The sequence below is a fragment of the Streptomyces sp. NPDC048506 genome (genome assembly GCF_040651315.1).
Classification (GTDB): Bacteria; Actinomycetota; Actinomycetes; order Streptomycetales; family Streptomycetaceae; genus Streptomyces.
In genome coordinates, this window is sequence record NZ_JBEZIX010000017.1 from 131,995 (window position 1) to 145,658 (window position 13,664).

The 13,664-nt window shown below is 72.7% G+C and carries 14 protein-coding genes; 9 read left to right on the top strand and 5 right to left on the bottom strand.

The genetic code is table 11. The features are described 5' to 3' along the window. Nucleotides 1-118 precede the first annotated feature (118 nt). The 5 genes from AB0C96_RS16470 to AB0C96_RS16490 all read left to right on the top strand — a co-directional run bounded on the left by AB0C96_RS16470 (nt 119) and on the right by AB0C96_RS16490 (nt 5,012). On the top strand, nt 119-1,090 hold the full coding sequence (locus tag AB0C96_RS16470) for an ABC transporter ATP-binding protein (RefSeq protein WP_362917918.1): 972 nt from the start codon (nt 119-121) through the stop codon (nt 1,088-1,090). Beyond that, entirely contained in the window at nt 1,087-1,824 is a 738-nt protein-coding gene (locus tag AB0C96_RS16475) for an ABC transporter permease (RefSeq protein ID WP_362917920.1), read from the top strand. Before AB0C96_RS16470 ends, AB0C96_RS16475 begins: the two co-directional genes overlap by 4 nt. Then, a complete protein-coding gene (locus tag AB0C96_RS16480) occupies nt 1,821-3,083 on the top strand; it encodes a sensor histidine kinase (protein WP_362917922.1) in 1,263 nt (420 codons plus the stop codon). Before AB0C96_RS16475 ends, AB0C96_RS16480 begins: the two co-directional genes overlap by 4 nt. Nucleotides 3,084-3,180: 97 nt before the next feature. Continuing rightward, the gene (locus AB0C96_RS16485) at nt 3,181-3,786 is read left to right on the top strand and encodes a response regulator transcription factor (protein WP_362917924.1); all 606 of its coding nucleotides are present in this window, start codon (nt 3,181-3,183) and stop codon (nt 3,784-3,786) included. Nucleotides 3,787-3,884: 98 nt separating this feature from the next. After that, complete coding sequence (locus tag AB0C96_RS16490; RefSeq protein WP_362917926.1) at nt 3,885-5,012, top strand: PP2C family protein-serine/threonine phosphatase; 1,128 nt, start codon at nt 3,885-3,887, stop codon at nt 5,010-5,012. On the opposite strand, the gene AB0C96_RS16495 is transcribed toward AB0C96_RS16490, so the two are convergent. Both AB0C96_RS16495 and AB0C96_RS16500 read right to left on the bottom strand, forming a co-directional pair. Further along, nucleotides 4,979-5,836, bottom strand: a complete 858-nt coding sequence (locus AB0C96_RS16495) for a transglutaminase-like domain-containing protein (RefSeq protein WP_362917928.1) — start codon at nt 5,834-5,836, stop codon at nt 4,979-4,981. The genes AB0C96_RS16490 and AB0C96_RS16495 overlap by 34 nt on opposite strands. Nucleotides 5,837-5,853: 17 nt before the next feature. Continuing rightward, nucleotides 5,854-6,900 (bottom strand): GNAT family N-acetyltransferase, encoded by a 1,047-nt coding sequence (locus tag AB0C96_RS16500; RefSeq protein WP_362917930.1) that lies wholly within the window; start codon nt 6,898-6,900, stop codon nt 5,854-5,856. 140 nt (nt 6,901-7,040) lie between these two features. Here AB0C96_RS16500 and fdxA point away from each other — a divergent pair, with 140 nt between their 5' ends. Beyond that, on the top strand, nt 7,041-7,361 hold the full coding sequence (gene fdxA / locus AB0C96_RS16505; RefSeq protein ID WP_362917932.1) for a ferredoxin: 321 nt from the start codon (nt 7,041-7,043) through the stop codon (nt 7,359-7,361). A 216-nt stretch (nt 7,362-7,577) separates the two neighbouring features. Further along, nucleotides 7,578-8,723, top strand: coding sequence for a succinyldiaminopimelate transaminase (dapC, locus tag AB0C96_RS16510; protein ID WP_362917933.1), 1,146 nt, complete (start codon nt 7,578-7,580; stop codon nt 8,721-8,723). Between the two features lie 88 nt (nt 8,724-8,811). Here dapC and AB0C96_RS16515 read toward each other — a convergent pair whose 3' ends face one another. Further along, the gene (locus AB0C96_RS16515) at nt 8,812-9,402 is read right to left on the bottom strand and encodes an ATP-binding protein (RefSeq protein WP_362917935.1); all 591 of its coding nucleotides are present in this window, start codon (nt 9,400-9,402) and stop codon (nt 8,812-8,814) included. Nucleotides 9,403-9,708: 306 nt separating this feature from the next. Next, nucleotides 9,709-10,638, bottom strand: a complete 930-nt coding sequence (locus tag AB0C96_RS16520; protein WP_362917937.1) for a heavy metal transporter — start codon at nt 10,636-10,638, stop codon at nt 9,709-9,711. Nucleotides 10,639-10,678: 40 nt separating this feature from the next. On the opposite strand from AB0C96_RS16520, the gene dapE reads away from it, so the two are divergent. Together dapE and AB0C96_RS16530 are read left to right on the top strand one after the other, a co-directional pair. Then, nucleotides 10,679-11,779, top strand: coding sequence for a succinyl-diaminopimelate desuccinylase (dapE, locus tag AB0C96_RS16525; RefSeq protein WP_362917939.1), 1,101 nt, complete (start codon nt 10,679-10,681; stop codon nt 11,777-11,779). Nucleotides 11,780-11,924: 145 nt separating this feature from the next. Next, a complete protein-coding gene (locus AB0C96_RS16530; protein WP_362917941.1) occupies nt 11,925-12,674 on the top strand; it encodes a TIGR00730 family Rossman fold protein in 750 nt (249 codons plus the stop codon). 76 nt (nt 12,675-12,750) lie between these two features. Here the strand turns inward: AB0C96_RS16530 and folP are convergent, their stop codons facing one another. Further along, nucleotides 12,751-13,611, bottom strand: coding sequence for a dihydropteroate synthase (gene folP / locus AB0C96_RS16535; RefSeq protein WP_362917943.1), 861 nt, complete (start codon nt 13,609-13,611; stop codon nt 12,751-12,753). Between the last annotated feature and the right edge of the window lie 53 nt (nt 13,612-13,664).

Consider the following 13,664-nt stretch of genomic DNA (forward strand, 5'->3'; position numbering starts at 1 on the left):
GGGCTTCCCGGCTCACCCCGGGAAGTCCCCTAGGGGGCCTCACCCATGACAGATGTCATGCCGGAGTCCGTACAGCCGACACTGCCGCGCGGACGACGGATCCCGGAAGCTGAACCACATGACGACCACAGCGACCAGCACGGCCAGCACCGCTCAGGAGGCGGAGAGGGCACCCGTGGTCAGCTTCCGGCAGGTCAACAAGAGCTACGGCGCGGTGCGCGCGGTGGTCGACCTGGACCTGGAGCTGTATCCCGGCGAGACCGTCGCCCTCCTCGGCCCCAACGGGGCCGGCAAGTCCTCCACCCTCGACCTGCTCCTCGGGCTCCGCACGCCCGACTCCGGCAGCGTCACCCTGTTCGGTACGACCCCGCAGCGCGCCATCGAGCAGGGCAGGGTCGGCGCCATGCTCCAGAGCGGCGGCCTGATGGAAGGCGTCAAGGTCAAGGAGCTGGTCACCCTCGCCCGCGACCTGCACCCGCGCGGCTACCCCGTCGACCAGATCATGGCCACCGCCGGCATTACGGAGATCGCCGACCGCAAGGTCGACAAGCTCTCCGGTGGCCAGGAGCAGCGGGTCCGCTTCGCCCTCGCCACCGCCGGCGCCAACGACCTGATCGTGCTGGACGAGCCCACCACCGGCATGGACGTCTCCGCCCGGCAGACGTTCTGGGGCGCGATGCGCCAGCAGGCCGAGCAGGGCCGCTCGGTCCTGTTCGCCACGCACTACCTCGAAGAGGCCGATGCCATCGCCGACCGGGTCATCGTGCTCCACCGCGGCCGGGTGCTCGCCGACGGCACCGCCACCGAGATCAAGGCCCGGGCCGGCGCCCGCCGCGTCAGCTTCGACCTCGACGAGCCGATCGACCGCGGCGCGCTGCACGGCCTGCCGTTCCTGACCTCCCTGGAGGTCTCTGGGCGCACGGTCCGCATCCAGTCCCAGGACGCCGACGCCACCGTCCACGCCGTCTACCGCCTCGGCCTCTACCCGCACAACCTCGAAGTCTCCGGCCTCGGCCTGGAGCAGGCCTTCATCGCCATCACCACGGCATCCGACCGGACCCCCGCCACCGCCGAGGAGGCGGCCCGATGACCACCCTGATCAAGCTGGAGATCATCCGCGCACTGCGGAACAAGAAGTTCATGTTCTTCTCGGTGATCTACCCGCCGGCGCTGTACCTGATCATCGCCGGCGGCGCGGACCGCAAGCCGATCCCGGGCATGCGGCTGGACATGGGGCTCTACTTCATGGTCTCCATGGCAGCATTCGGTGCCATGACCGCCGTGCTGCTGGGCAACAGCGAGCGCATCGCCAAGGAGCGCGAGAAGGGCTGGGTGCGGCAGCTGAGGCTGACCGCCCTGCCCGGGCGCGGCTATGTCGCAGCCAAGATAGCCGCCGCCGCGACCGTCAGCCTGCCGTCGATCCTGCTGGTCATGCTCGTCGCCGCGGTCGTCAAGGGCGTCCGCCTCGACGCCTGGCAGTGGGTCGCCATCGGCGCCGGCACCTGGCTCGGCAGCTTCGTCTTCGCCGCCCTGGGCGTCGCCATCGGCTACCTCGCCACCGGCGACGCGGTCCGCCCGATCGCGATGCTGTGCTACTTCGGGCTCGCCTTCCTCGGCGGCCTGTGGATGCCGCTGACGATCCTGCCCGAGTGGGTGCAGAACATCGCCGAATGGATCCCCACCCACGCGTACACGGCGCTGGGCACCGCGGTCGAGGCCGGCCAGGCACCCCACCTCAAGGACGTGGCCATCCTCGCCGGCTACCTGCTGGTCTTCGCCGGCGGCGCGGCATGGCTGTACCGCAAGGACACCCGGAAGGCATGACGCCGGTGGAGAAGACGAACGAGCCCGAGGACCACAACCCGGTGCGGATCGGGCAGGAGCCCCGCAACCGCCGCCAGGCCCTGGCCAAGACCGCGTGGACCGGCGTCTGGCTGCTGTACCTGGCCTCACCGGTGGGCCAGCTGGTCCAGGACGGTGTGTCCACCGGCGACCGCATCTGGGGATTCTCCGGCCTCGCGCTCTTCGTCCTCTCCTACTTCGTCCTGGTCTTCCGGCACATGTGGCGGGTCCTCACCCGCCACGTGATGTACGGCGCGCTGGCCCTGATGCTGGGCCTGTCCCTCGCCCTCTCCTTGACGCTGGACTTCGCCTGGCTGGTGCTGTTCATCTTCACCAGCGTGGCCAGCGGCGTGGTGCTGCCCTGGCGGCAGTCCCGGTGGGCCATCCCGCTGATCACCGCGCTGCTCCTGGCCGTTGGCGCGCGCTACCCGGAGATCCGCGACTACTACGTCTTCGCCTATGCCCTGCCCGCGCTGGGCTGCGGCTTCATGATGGTCGGGGTGCAGCACCTGATCCGTACCACCGCCGAGTTGCGCGCCGCGCGCCAGGAGGTCGCCCGTCTCGCCGCCAACGACGAGCGGCTGCGCCTCGCCCGCGATCTGCACGACCTCCTAGGCCACTCCCTCTCCCTGATCACTCTCAAGAGCGAACTGGCCGGCCGGATGCTCCCGGACAAGCCCGAGGACGCGGCCAAGCAGGTCGCCGACATCGAACGGGTCAGCCGCCAGGCCCTGGTCGACGTCCGTGAGGCGGTCACCGGCTATCGGCGTCCCCGCCTCGCCGTCGAACTGGCCGGCGCGCGCGCCGCGCTGCGTACCGCCGGCCTCACCATCAGCGTCGACCCGGCCCTGGAGCGCGAGCACCACCGGCTCGCCGCCGACGAGGAGGGCGCGCTGGCCTGGGCGCTGCGTGAGGCCGTCACCAACGTGGTCCGCCACAGCGGCGCCCGCAGCTGCGAACTCCTCCTGACCGAGGAGTGGGAGTCCGACGAGCGCCGCTACCTCTGTCTGTCGGTCGTCGACGACGGCGCCGGCCCGCCCCGCAGCCAGCACGACGGAAACGGCCTCAGTGGCCTGCGCGAGCGCCTGGCCCTGGCCGACGGCCGCCTGGAGACCGGCCCCGCCCCGCGTGGCCGCGGCTTCGCCCTCCGCGCCTACGTTCCCCTGACCACCGCCCTCCGCGCCGCGGAGCCCTCCACCCCGTCCCCGCTACGGCCGGTCGATGATGCCGCCGGCCGATGATGCCGCCGGCCGGCGAGCCGGCCCGTGGTGAAGAGAGGCGTCCCCGGCCGGCTGCGCGCCCCGAGGCGGGTGCCGGTCGCCTACTAAGCTGGTTCGCATGATCAGGGTGCTGCTGGCCGAGGACCAGTCGATGGTCCGGGAGGCGCTGGCCGCGCTGCTGTCGCTGGAGGGCGACCTGGAAGTCGTCGCGCAGGTGGCGCGCGGGGACGAGGTGCTGCCGGCGGCGCGGGCGCAGGCCGTCGATGTCGCTCTGTTGGACATCGAGATGCCCGGCATCAGCGGGCTGGACGCGGCGGCCGCGCTCCGCGGCGAACTGCCGGGGGTGAAGATCGTCATCCTCACCACCTTCGGACGTCCCGGCTATCTGCGCCGCGCCATGGAGTCCGGCGCGGAGGCCTTCCTGGTCAAGGACGCTCCGGCTGCCCAGCTGGCGGACGCGGTGCGGCGGGTGCTGCGCGGGGAGCGGGTCATCGACCCGGCGCTGGCCGTGGCCGCGCTCGCCGACGGCGCCAGCCCGCTGACCGAGCGCGAGCGGGAGGTCCTGCGGGCGGCCGGGGACGGTGCCACCAACGCCGAGATCGCCACCGCTCTGCACCTCTCCCAGGGCACGGTCCGCAACTACCTCTCGATCGCCATCCAGAAGACCGGCGCCCGCAACCGCGCCGAGGCGGTCCGTACGGCCCGCGACAAGGGCTGGCTCTAGCCGGCTCCAGAGGCGCACGGCCGGACGACCGGTCCGTTCGGTGCGGGGACCTTCGCCCCTGTGCGGTGTCGGGCGGCGTCCCGCAGGCTTGAAGTGTTATGCCTGCCCATCGCCCTCAGGAGAGCGGCCGCCGCGCCACCGCGCTGCTGATCCTCGCGGTCGTCGTGGTCACCGTGGTGGACGCGACGACCGGTCCGGAATTGCACATCTCGGCCTTCATGGGCATCGCCCCGCTGTACGCCGCGCTGCGCTGCTCGTTCCGGCAGACGCTGCTGGTAGGAGCCGTCTTCGTGGTGTGTCTGACCTACGTCGACCTCTTCACGGTGCCGGACTGGGCCCCGGCCAGCCGGGCGGTGGGGATCTTCGGCGCGTACCTGGTGGCGGTCTTCTCCCTGGTGCTGTGCCGCACCCGCCTCCAGCGTGAGGCGCTGCACGAACGCACCAGTCTGGTGGCCGACACCGTGCAGCGGGCGATGCTCCGTGAGCTGCCGCTCAGCGCCGGACCGGTCGAGGCGTACGGCTTCTACGTCTCCGCCCAGGAGGGCGCCCGGGTCGGCGGCGACATCTACGAGGCCATCGAGACCCCGCACGGACTGCGGCTGATGATCGGCGATGTGCAGGGCAAGGGCATGCCCGCGATCGGCGCGGGCCTGGAGGTGCTGGCGTCGTTCCGGGAGGCCGCGCACTACCAGGAGTCCCTGGAGTCGGTGGCCGGGCGCATGGAGAAGGCGCTGACCCGCTACAACACGCGCTCCGTCGAGCAGGGCACGGACGAGCGCTTCGTCACGGCGCTGCTGATGGAGTTCCGCGGCCCGGCCGGCCTGGCACAGGGCCGGGTGCTGTCCTGTGGCCACATCCCGTACTACCTGGTGCGCGGCGGCCGGGTCTACGAGCGCCGGGACGGTGAGGGCGGGCTGCCGCTGGGCCTGGGCGCGCTCAGCGACGAGCCGCGGCGCAGCGTACGGGTGCGTCCGGAGCCCGAGGACTGGGTGGTGCTCTGCACGGACGGGGTGACCGAGGCCCGCGGCACGGACGGCGCGTTCTATCCGCTGGCCGAGCGGCTCGCCGGCTGGACGGATCTGGAGCCGCCCGAGCTGGCGCGGACGCTCCGCGCCGACCTGGAGCGCTTCACCGGTGGTGAGCTGCTGGACGACGCGACCGTGCTGGTGGTCCGGCGCACGCCCACCGCGGCTCAGTTGAGCATGGCACGGGCCGCGGCGGCCTGACGCCGGATGGCCGTCGCCCCCGCCGGCTCGACGGCCTCCACCACCTGCGCGTACTCCTCCAGCTCGGCCGCCCCGGCGAGGAAGTCGCCGCGCTGGACGAGCAGTTGGGCGTGCTCATGGCGCAGCCGCGCGGGATGGCTGGGCAGCAGCAGTGCCAGCTCCAGCGCCCACAGCTGCACCGCGCTGTGCTCCGGGCGGGCCTGCGCCCAGGCCCGGATGTTGTTGAGCATCCGCAGCACGATGTCCAGCGGATCGGCGGGCGCCGTCATCCGCGCGGTCAGCCGCTCACCGGTCGCCCCCGCGACCAACAGCGCCGCGTCGTCATCGGTGAGCAGCCGCCCGCCGGCGAACGGGTCGGCCAGTACGTGGGTCCCGTACGGGTCGCCGAAGCCAACGACGAAGTGCCCCGGCAGGGCCACCCCGTAGACGGGGGCCCCGGCCCGCCGCGCGACCTCCATCCACACCACCGACAACAGGATCGGCAGGCCCCGGCGCCGCCGCAGCACCTCGTGCAGCAGGGAGGACTCCAGCCGCCGGTAGTCGCCGGGCGTGCCGGCGAAGCCGCAGCGGGTGCCGAGCAGCTCGGCGACGTTACGGGCCCAGGCGCCGGGGCCGCCGGCCGGGGAGTACGGCAGGAGCCCGGCCAGGCGGTCCAGCTCGATCTGGGCCTCGTCCATGCCGGTCTCGTCCAGGTCGGGGTCGGCCTCTGCGCCGATCAGCAGGCACAGCAGCGCCAGATCGGGCCGCTCGGCGCGTGCGGTGTCGGCGAACAGCCGTCGCCGCGCGGCACGGGCGCCCTGCTCCGGCTCGGGTTCGGTGGCCATATCGGAGGGATACCCGTTCAGCTCTCACCGGCGGGCCGGGCCCGCCGGTAGTGGTAGCCGTGGTGGTCGGTGAAGCCGAGCCGGTCGTAGAGGGCCAGGGCGTCCGCGTTGTCGGCCTCGACCTGGAGGTAGGCGGCCGAGGCGCCCTCGTCCAGGGCCCGCTGGGCGAGCGCCGCCGTCACCAGCGTGGCCAGGCCCTGCCGACGCTCGGCCGGGGCCACCTCTATGGCCGCGAAGCCGGCCCAGCGGCCGTCGACGACCAGCCGTCCGATCGCCGCGGTCCCGCCGTCGGCGCCGCGCACCGTCGCGAACCACACCGAGGGCCCGCCGGTCAGCACCGTCATCGCCTCCGTCGAGGGGGCGCCGCTGCCGCCAGTCCGGTTGTACAGCGCCAGCCACTCCGCGCCCGGCTCCCGGGACAGCGTCACGCGGGTGGGGGCATCCCCGGTGGAGCCCGGGGGAGTGTCGGTGGCGGTGTCGGCGAGCGGCGCCAGCGCGGAGATCAGGATCCTGGTGTGCCGCTCGGCGGTCCAACCGCGCCGGTCCAGCTCCGCGGCGAGCTCCTCGTCGTCGCCCGCCCGCCCGGTGGCGACGACGATCACCGGCGGCAGCCCGCGTGCGCCGTACCACTGGACGATCCGCTCCAGCGCCGCGTCCAGGGGGAGACCGGGGTCGCCGAGGGGCAGTACGGAGTTGGCCCGCCGGGTGAAGCCGCCGGATGCCCGCAGCGTCCACTCCCCGAGACGCTCCGTCTCGATGGCCGGCCAGCCGCGGGCCGCGACCTGCTGGAGCTCGCGCACGGTGGCGGCCGGGACCTTCCGACGCGCCGGTGCGGCGGGCACGACCTTGGCCGCCACCAGCGACGATTCCGCGATCCGGACGCACTCTCCGGTGCGGCGTGTGATGCTCAGCACACCCTCGTCCCAGGATGTGAGCACGCCGACCGCGTCCGTGAACGCGGCTTCCCCCGCCGCGCCCCCGGTGCGGCGCCGGACGGATACCCTTTTGCCCACGTCAGCACGGGTGATGCGGACCTCCGCGCGACCGCCGGCCAGGAATTCCATCGCTCAAACCGCCCCTCTTGTTCGTCTCGTGCCCGGGAACGGAGATACTAGGTGGCGGGCATCGACGACGCCGCGCTCCCGCGCGCCCTGCGGCGGTACCGCCCATCGGTCCGCCAGCCCTACCGAGGAGGAACGACAGCGTGACCTACGTCATCGCGCAGCCTTGTGTCGACGTCAAGGACAAGGCGTGCATCGAGGAGTGCCCGGTCGACTGCATCTACGAGGGCCAGCGGTCCTTGTACATCCACCCGGACGAATGCGTCGACTGCGGAGCCTGTGAGCCGGTCTGCCCGGTCGAGGCGATCTTCTACGAGGACGACACTCCGGAAGAGTGGAAGGACTACTACAAGGCGAACGTCGAGTTCTTCGACGAGCTCGGTTCGCCCGGTGGCGCCAGCAAGCTCGGGCTGATCGAGCGCGACCACGCGTTCATCGCTGCGCTGCCGCCGCAGAACCAGTAACGATCCGGGGGCCGGGGCGGGAGCCCGCCGCTCCCTCCGGCCTCCGACGTCGCCAGCGGTCGCACGGCGCCGCCCCGGTTCCGTACGGCGGACACACACGTGGACGCACTACGGAACCGACACCGCCCGGTCCCGTACGGCCCAGCCGTACGGGACCGCGGGCTTTTTCGCGCCGGCGTCCCGGCACCACCGAGAAAGACCGAGAAAGAGAGCACCGTGGGCGCAGCCTCCACCCCCCAGCCCGACTCCCACCACCAGCCGTCCAGGACGTCGCTTCGCGACCGGCTTCCGGTCTTCCCCTGGGACCGGCTGGAGCCGTACAAGGCCGCCGCCGCCGCGCACGCCGACGGCATCGTCGACCTGTCCGTCGGCACGCCGGTCGACCCGGTGCCCGAGGCGGTCCGCCAGGCGCTGACCGCGGCGGCCGACAGCCCCGGCTACCCGACGGTGTGGGGCACGCCCGCGCTGCGCGACGCGCTCACCGGCTGGGCCACCGACCGCCTGGGCGCCCGGGGTCTGGAGCACACGAACGTGCTGCCGGTCGTCGGATCCAAGGAGCTGGTGGCCTGGCTGCCCACCCAGCTCGGCCTGGGCCCGGGCGACCGGGTCGGCTACCCGCGCCTGGCCTACCCGACGTACGAGGTGGGCGCCCGGCTGGCCGGCGCCGAGCCGGTCGTCTACGACGAGCCCTGGGAGCTGGACCCGAGCGGCCTGAAGCTGCTCTGGCTGAACTCACCGTCCAACCCGACCGGGCGGGTACTCGACGTCGAGGAGCTGCGCCGCACGGTCGCCTGGGCGCGCGAGCACGGCGTGCTGCTCTTCAGCGACGAGTGCTACCTCGAACTGGGCTGGGAGGCCGACCCGGTCTCGGTGCTCCACCCGGACGTCTGCGGCGACTCCCTGGACGGCATCGTCGCCGTCCACTCGCTCTCCAAGCGCTCCAACCTCGCGGGCTACCGCTCGGCCTTCCTCGTCGGCGACGCCGCGGTCCTCGGCGACCTGCTACAGATCCGCAAGCACGGCGGCATGATGATCGCGGCGCCCGTCCAGGCCGCCACCGTCGCGGCGCTCGGCGACGCCACCCATGTCGCCGAACAGCGCGCCCGCTACGCCCGCCGCCGGGCCGCGCTGCGCGGCGCCTTCGAGGCCGCGGGCTTCCGCATCGAGCACAGCGAGGCGTCGCTCTACCTGTGGGCGACGCGTGACGAGCCCTGCTGGGACACCGTCGGCGACCTCGCCAAGCGCGGCATCCTGGTCGCCCCGGGCGAGTTCTACGGGCCCGCGGGGGAGCGGTTCGTGCGGATCGCCTTCACCGCCACCGACGAGCGGGTGGACGCCGCGGTGCGCCGCCTGGCGGCGTGAGCCGAACCACCGCAGCGGTACGCGAAGGGGCCCGGGGAGGGTGAACTCCCCGGGCCCCTTGGCGTCGTACGGGTGCCGCGGCGGGGCATCAGCCGCCGAGCGGAATGCCGCCGAGCATGAGGGCGGGGGTGGCCGGCGTGATGGCGGGGGCGCCCGACATGTGCGGCACGTGCTGCATCGCGCCCTTCACGTGCTGCCGCAGCACCGCCCCGGACACGTGCTGCTTCGGGGCCTTGATCAGGCGCTTGCGCGGCTGAGCGGCCGGCTGAGGGGCCAGCTGCTGCCCGAGGAGGCCCTGGGCGAGGGCCGGCAGGCCGTTGGTCGCCAGGCCGTTCTTGGCGAGCGGACGGGCCACGTCCTGCACCTTGCCGACGACCCCACGGGAGATCGGCACGGCCTTCTTCACGGCCGGGCCCACGGTCCTGACGGTCGCCGGGGGCAGCTCGCGTGCCGCCGCGTTGCCGGTGGTGCTCACCAGGTCGACGCCGTCGTGCGCGCCGCGGTTGACCGTCTTGCTGGTGTGCTGGGAGTCCAGGGGCGCGACAAGTCCGCCCTGGCCGGGCGCCTTGACGGGCAGTTGCGCGGCGCTCGCCGAGCCGGCCGCAGCGACCACAGGAGCGGCGCCCGCTGCGACGAGCAGGGCGGCTCGGGCGATCCGACGCGTAACGGGGAGGGACATGGTGCTCCTTTTACGGAGAAGGACTCGTACTTCTGACAGATGTGCCATGTCCGCCTGGCGGACGCATTGACTACCGCGTCAGACCCCCGAAAGTTTCGGTGAATTCGGGCAAAGAATTGGTAACGCATCACATAATCGCAGTGCGGAAATGCAGCCAATATGTGCGCAGCTCACGGGGTACGAGCGTGCCACGCCCCGCCGGGGTAGCGGTAATTGGCGAAGTACCCGGGCTTTCCTGCCCAACTCCCGCAGGTCAGCGGGGAATTGTCGCCCTCAACAATTCCGGTGGAATTCCAGGAAGGCGGACTACTGCGCGGTGATGATACGAACGTCCCGCTCGGCGGCCGCGGAGCCGGCCGGGCGGTGTTGCCAGCCCTTTCCCGCATTGTCCGCCGACCACATCCGGCCCGCGTAAGAGATCTGTTCGATGTGCAACTCCGCGGAGTGCGCCATCGCCCACGTCGCCAGCTCCCAGCCGCGTTGCGTGGCATCCGCGCCGGCTCCCGTCCCGGACCGCGGCACCGGCACCGTCAGGGCGTGCCCGTCGCCCACGCTGCGCCCGCCGGCGCCGTCGGTGTGCGGCAGCACCGCCGGCCCGAACTCCCGCACCAGCTTCTCCCGCACCGCCGCCGTGCCGCCGCCCTGGCTGTCCACCGGGCGGCTCTCGGTGCAGGCCATCGCGCCCGCGTCGCGGCCGGTCAGCGCCCCGGTCAGCCGCGCGGCGTTCGCCTCGTGCTTCGCGTACGCCTGCGGATAGCCGCTGCGCTGCACCTTCTGCGCGGCGACGGTCAGCGGCAGCCGGGAGTAGCCGGGCACCCGCGCCAGATGCCGGTAGAACTCCCCGGCCGAATAGACCGGGTCCATGATCTGCTTCACCGTGCCCCAGTCCTGGGACGGCCGCTGCTGGAAGAGGCCGACCGAATCCCGGTCGCCGAAATCGATGTTGCGCAGCCCCGACTCCTGCATGGCGGTCGCCAGCGCGATGGTCACCGCCCGCTCCGGCAGCCCGCGTGAGGACGCGACCGCCGAGATCGTCGCGGCGTTCGCGGCCTGCTCCGGGGAGAGTTCGTACGCCTTCTCGTCCCCCTCGGCGCGCACCGTGCAGTGCGGCGCTCCGGGGCCACCGGTGATGTACTGCACCAGGAGGTAGCCGGCCAGCCCAAGGAGCACGGCGACGGCCGCGGCGGAACGCCAGAGGCGGGTGCGGCGGGTGGGGGAAACGGGCTGGGCTGGCACGAGCCCACCGTACTGGAGTGCTGCCGATAGGGTCGGATCCATGGAGCGCTCCACACACCACCCCGCCCTCGACCTGTCGCTCGACGCCGCCGCGCTCACCGCGCAGCTGGTCGACTTCCCCTCGGTGAGCGGCGATGAGAAGGACCTCGCCGACGCCGTCGAGCAGGCGCTGCGCGCGCTGCCGCACCTGACCGTCGACCGGTACGGCAACAACGTCGTGGCCCGCACGAACCTGGGGCGCGCCGAGCGGGTGGTGCTCGCCGGGCACCTCGACACCGTCCCGATCGCGGACAACCCTCCCAATGTGCCGTCCCGGCTCGACGAGGAGGGCGTCCTGTGGGGCTGCGGCACCTGTGACATGAAGTCCGGTGTCGCCGTCCAGCTGCGGATGGCGGCCACGGTCCCGGCGCCCAACCGCGACTTGACCTTCGTCTTCTACGACCAGGAGGAGGTCGCCGCGCACCTCAACGGCCTCGGCCGCGTCGCCGAGGCGCACCCCGACTGGCTCGTCGGGGACTTCGCTGTCCTCCTGGAGCCGTCCGACGGCCAGGTGGAGGGCGGCTGCCAGGGCACCCTGCGGGTCCTGCTGCGCACCACCGGGGAGCGCGCGCACTCCGCCCGCAGCTGGATGGGCGCCAACGCCGTCCACGCCGCCGCGCCGATCCTGGCCAGGCTCGCCGCGTACGAACCGCGCCGTCCGGTGATCGACGGCCTCGAGTACCACGAGGGCCTCAACGCCGTCCGCATCGAGGGCGGCGTCGCCAACAACGTCATCCCCGACGCCTGCACGGTCACCGTCAACTTCCGTTACGCGCCCGACCGCACCCCCGACGAGGCCCTCGCCCACGTGCGCGAGGTCTTCGCGGACTGCCCGGTGGACGAGTTCGTCGTCGACGACCACTCCCCGGGCGCCCTGCCCGGACTCTCCCACCCGGCGGCGCGGGCCTTCATGGAGGCGGTCGGCGGCCGGGCGATGCCCAAGTTCGGCTGGACCGACGTCTCCCGGTTCAGCGCCCTGGGCGTCCCGGCCGTCAACTACGGCCCTGGCGCCCCCCTGCTCGCGCACAAGACGGACGAGCGGGTCGAGGTGGCGCGCATCCTGCACTGCGAGGAGCGGCTGCGCGCCTGGCTGACCGCCTGACCGCCTGACCGCCGCCTCCGGTTGGTCCCGCCGGTGCCGTGGGGACCGGCCGCCGACCGTTCTCGGTCCTGCCGAATTCCCCTGCGCTTCACGTCCGTGGATCTACGCTGAAACGGCAAACGATCGTCTGCGGAGGGAGCACGTCATGGCCAGTCCCGAGGGAGCACCGACCCCCGAGGAGCAGCGGCTGGGCCGCGTCCTGCGCCGCCGCGACCAGGTGCAGGCCGGCACGACGGACCAGCGGCTGCTGGACTCCGAGGGCCCTTCCGAGTGGGTGCACACCGACCCCTGGCGCGTCATGCGCATCCAGGCGGAGTTCGTCGAGGGCTTCGGCGCGCTGGCCGAGCTGGGGCCGGCGGTCAGCGTCTTCGGCTCGGCCCGTACGCCGCGCGACTCCAAGGAGTACGACGCCGGCGTGCGGATCGGTCGGGCCCTGGTCGACGCCGGGTTCGCGGTGATCACCGGCGGCGGCCCGGGCGCGATGGAGGCCGCCAACAAGGGCGCCCACGAGGCCGGCGGCGTCTCCGTGGGGCTGGGCATCGAGCTGCCCTTCGAGCAGGGCATGAACGACTTCGTGAACCTCGGCGTGGACTTCCGGTACTTCTTCGTCCGGAAGACCTGTTTTGTGAAGTACGCCCGCGGGTTCGTGGTGCTCCCCGGTGGACTCGGCACCCTCGACGAGCTCTTCGAGGCGCTCACCCTCGTCCAGACCCGCAAGGTGACCCGCTTCCCGATCGTGCTGTTCGGCACGGCCTACTGGAGCGGACTGGTCGACTGGCTGCGCGACACCCTGATCGCCGAGGGCAAGGCGTCGATGCACGACCTGGAGCTCTTCCACCTCAGCGACGACGTGGACGAGGCGATCGCGCTGTTGACGAAGGAGGTCGGACTCTAGCCGGGTCCCGACCGCCGGGCCCGGCATTCCGACCGCCGGGCCCGGCCTCCCGGACCGGCGGCCCGGTGCCCGGGACTCAGGCCAGTCCCCGGCGGGCGACCGCCGGGGGCCGGTGGCCGGCGATCGAGGCCACCATGTCCAGCACCTGCCGGGTCTCGGCGACCTCGTGGACGCGGTAGACCTGGGCGCCCAGCCAGGCCGAGACCGCAGTGGTCGCCAGGGTGCCCAGCACCCGCTCCTTGACCGGCCGGTCGAGCGTCTCGCCGACGAAGTCCTTGTTGGACAGCGACACCAGCACCGGCCAGCCCGTCTCGGTCATCTCGCCCAGCCGGCGGGTGGCCTCCAGGCTGTGCCGGGTGTTCTTCCCGAAGTCGTGCCCCGGATCGATCAGGATCGCGTCCCGCCGCACGCCCAACTCCACTGCCCGCTCGGCCAGTCCGAGCGTCACCCGCAGGATGTCGGCCATGACGTCGTCGTACGTCACGCGGTGCGGGCGGGTCCGCGGCTCGGCGCCGCCCGCGTGGGTGCACACCAGGCCGACGCCGTAGCGTGCCGCGACCTCCGCGAGGCGGGGATCGACACCGCCCCAGGCGTCGTTGAGCAGATCCGCGCCGGCCTCGCAGACCGCCTCGCCGACCTCGTGCCGCCAGGTGTCGACGCTGATCACCACGTCGGGGAAGCGCTTGCGCACCTCGGCGACGAACCCGACCGTGCGGCGGGCCTCCTCCTCGGCGCTCACCTCCTCGCCGGGGCCGGCCTTGACGCCGCCGATGTCGATGATCGCGGCGCCGTCGGCCACCGCCTGCTCCACCCGGGCGAGCGCGGGCTCGTCGTGGAACGTGGCGCCCTGGTCGTAGAACGAGTCCGGTGTCCTGTTGACGATGGCCATGATCACCGGCTCATGCGTCCCGAACTCGCGATTCCCCAGCCGCAGCATTCCCTGACTCCCTCTCCGTGGTCCGGGAGCGACCCTAACTGTCGGACCCGCAT

What these genes read in the sequence shown, in the direction of transcription:
- AB0C96_RS16495 (WP_362917928.1), bottom strand. Translation starts at nt 5,836, where the DNA reads ATGGCCACCGAACCCGAGCCGGAGCAGGGCGCCCGTGCCGCGCGGCGA.
- AB0C96_RS16480 (WP_362917922.1), top strand. Translation starts at nt 1,821, where the DNA reads ATGACGCCGGTGGAGAAGACGAACGAGCCCGAGGACCACAACCCGGTG.
- AB0C96_RS16470 (WP_362917918.1), top strand. Translation starts at nt 119, where the DNA reads ATGACGACCACAGCGACCAGCACGGCCAGCACCGCTCAGGAGGCGGAG.
- AB0C96_RS16500 (WP_362917930.1), bottom strand. Translation starts at nt 6,900, where the DNA reads ATGGAATTCCTGGCCGGCGGTCGCGCGGAGGTCCGCATCACCCGTGCT.
- AB0C96_RS16530 (WP_362917941.1), top strand. Translation starts at nt 11,925, where the DNA reads ATGGCCAGTCCCGAGGGAGCACCGACCCCCGAGGAGCAGCGGCTGGGC.
- AB0C96_RS16490 (WP_362917926.1), top strand. Translation starts at nt 3,885, where the DNA reads ATGCCTGCCCATCGCCCTCAGGAGAGCGGCCGCCGCGCCACCGCGCTG.
- folP (WP_362917943.1), bottom strand. Translation starts at nt 13,611, where the DNA reads ATGCTGCGGCTGGGGAATCGCGAGTTCGGGACGCATGAGCCGGTGATC.
- AB0C96_RS16475 (WP_362917920.1), top strand. Translation starts at nt 1,087, where the DNA reads ATGACCACCCTGATCAAGCTGGAGATCATCCGCGCACTGCGGAACAAG.
- dapE (WP_362917939.1), top strand. Translation starts at nt 10,679, where the DNA reads ATGGAGCGCTCCACACACCACCCCGCCCTCGACCTGTCGCTCGACGCC.
- AB0C96_RS16515 (WP_362917935.1), bottom strand. Translation starts at nt 9,402, where the DNA reads ATGTCCCTCCCCGTTACGCGTCGGATCGCCCGAGCCGCCCTGCTCGTC.
- AB0C96_RS16485 (WP_362917924.1), top strand. Translation starts at nt 3,181, where the DNA reads ATGATCAGGGTGCTGCTGGCCGAGGACCAGTCGATGGTCCGGGAGGCG.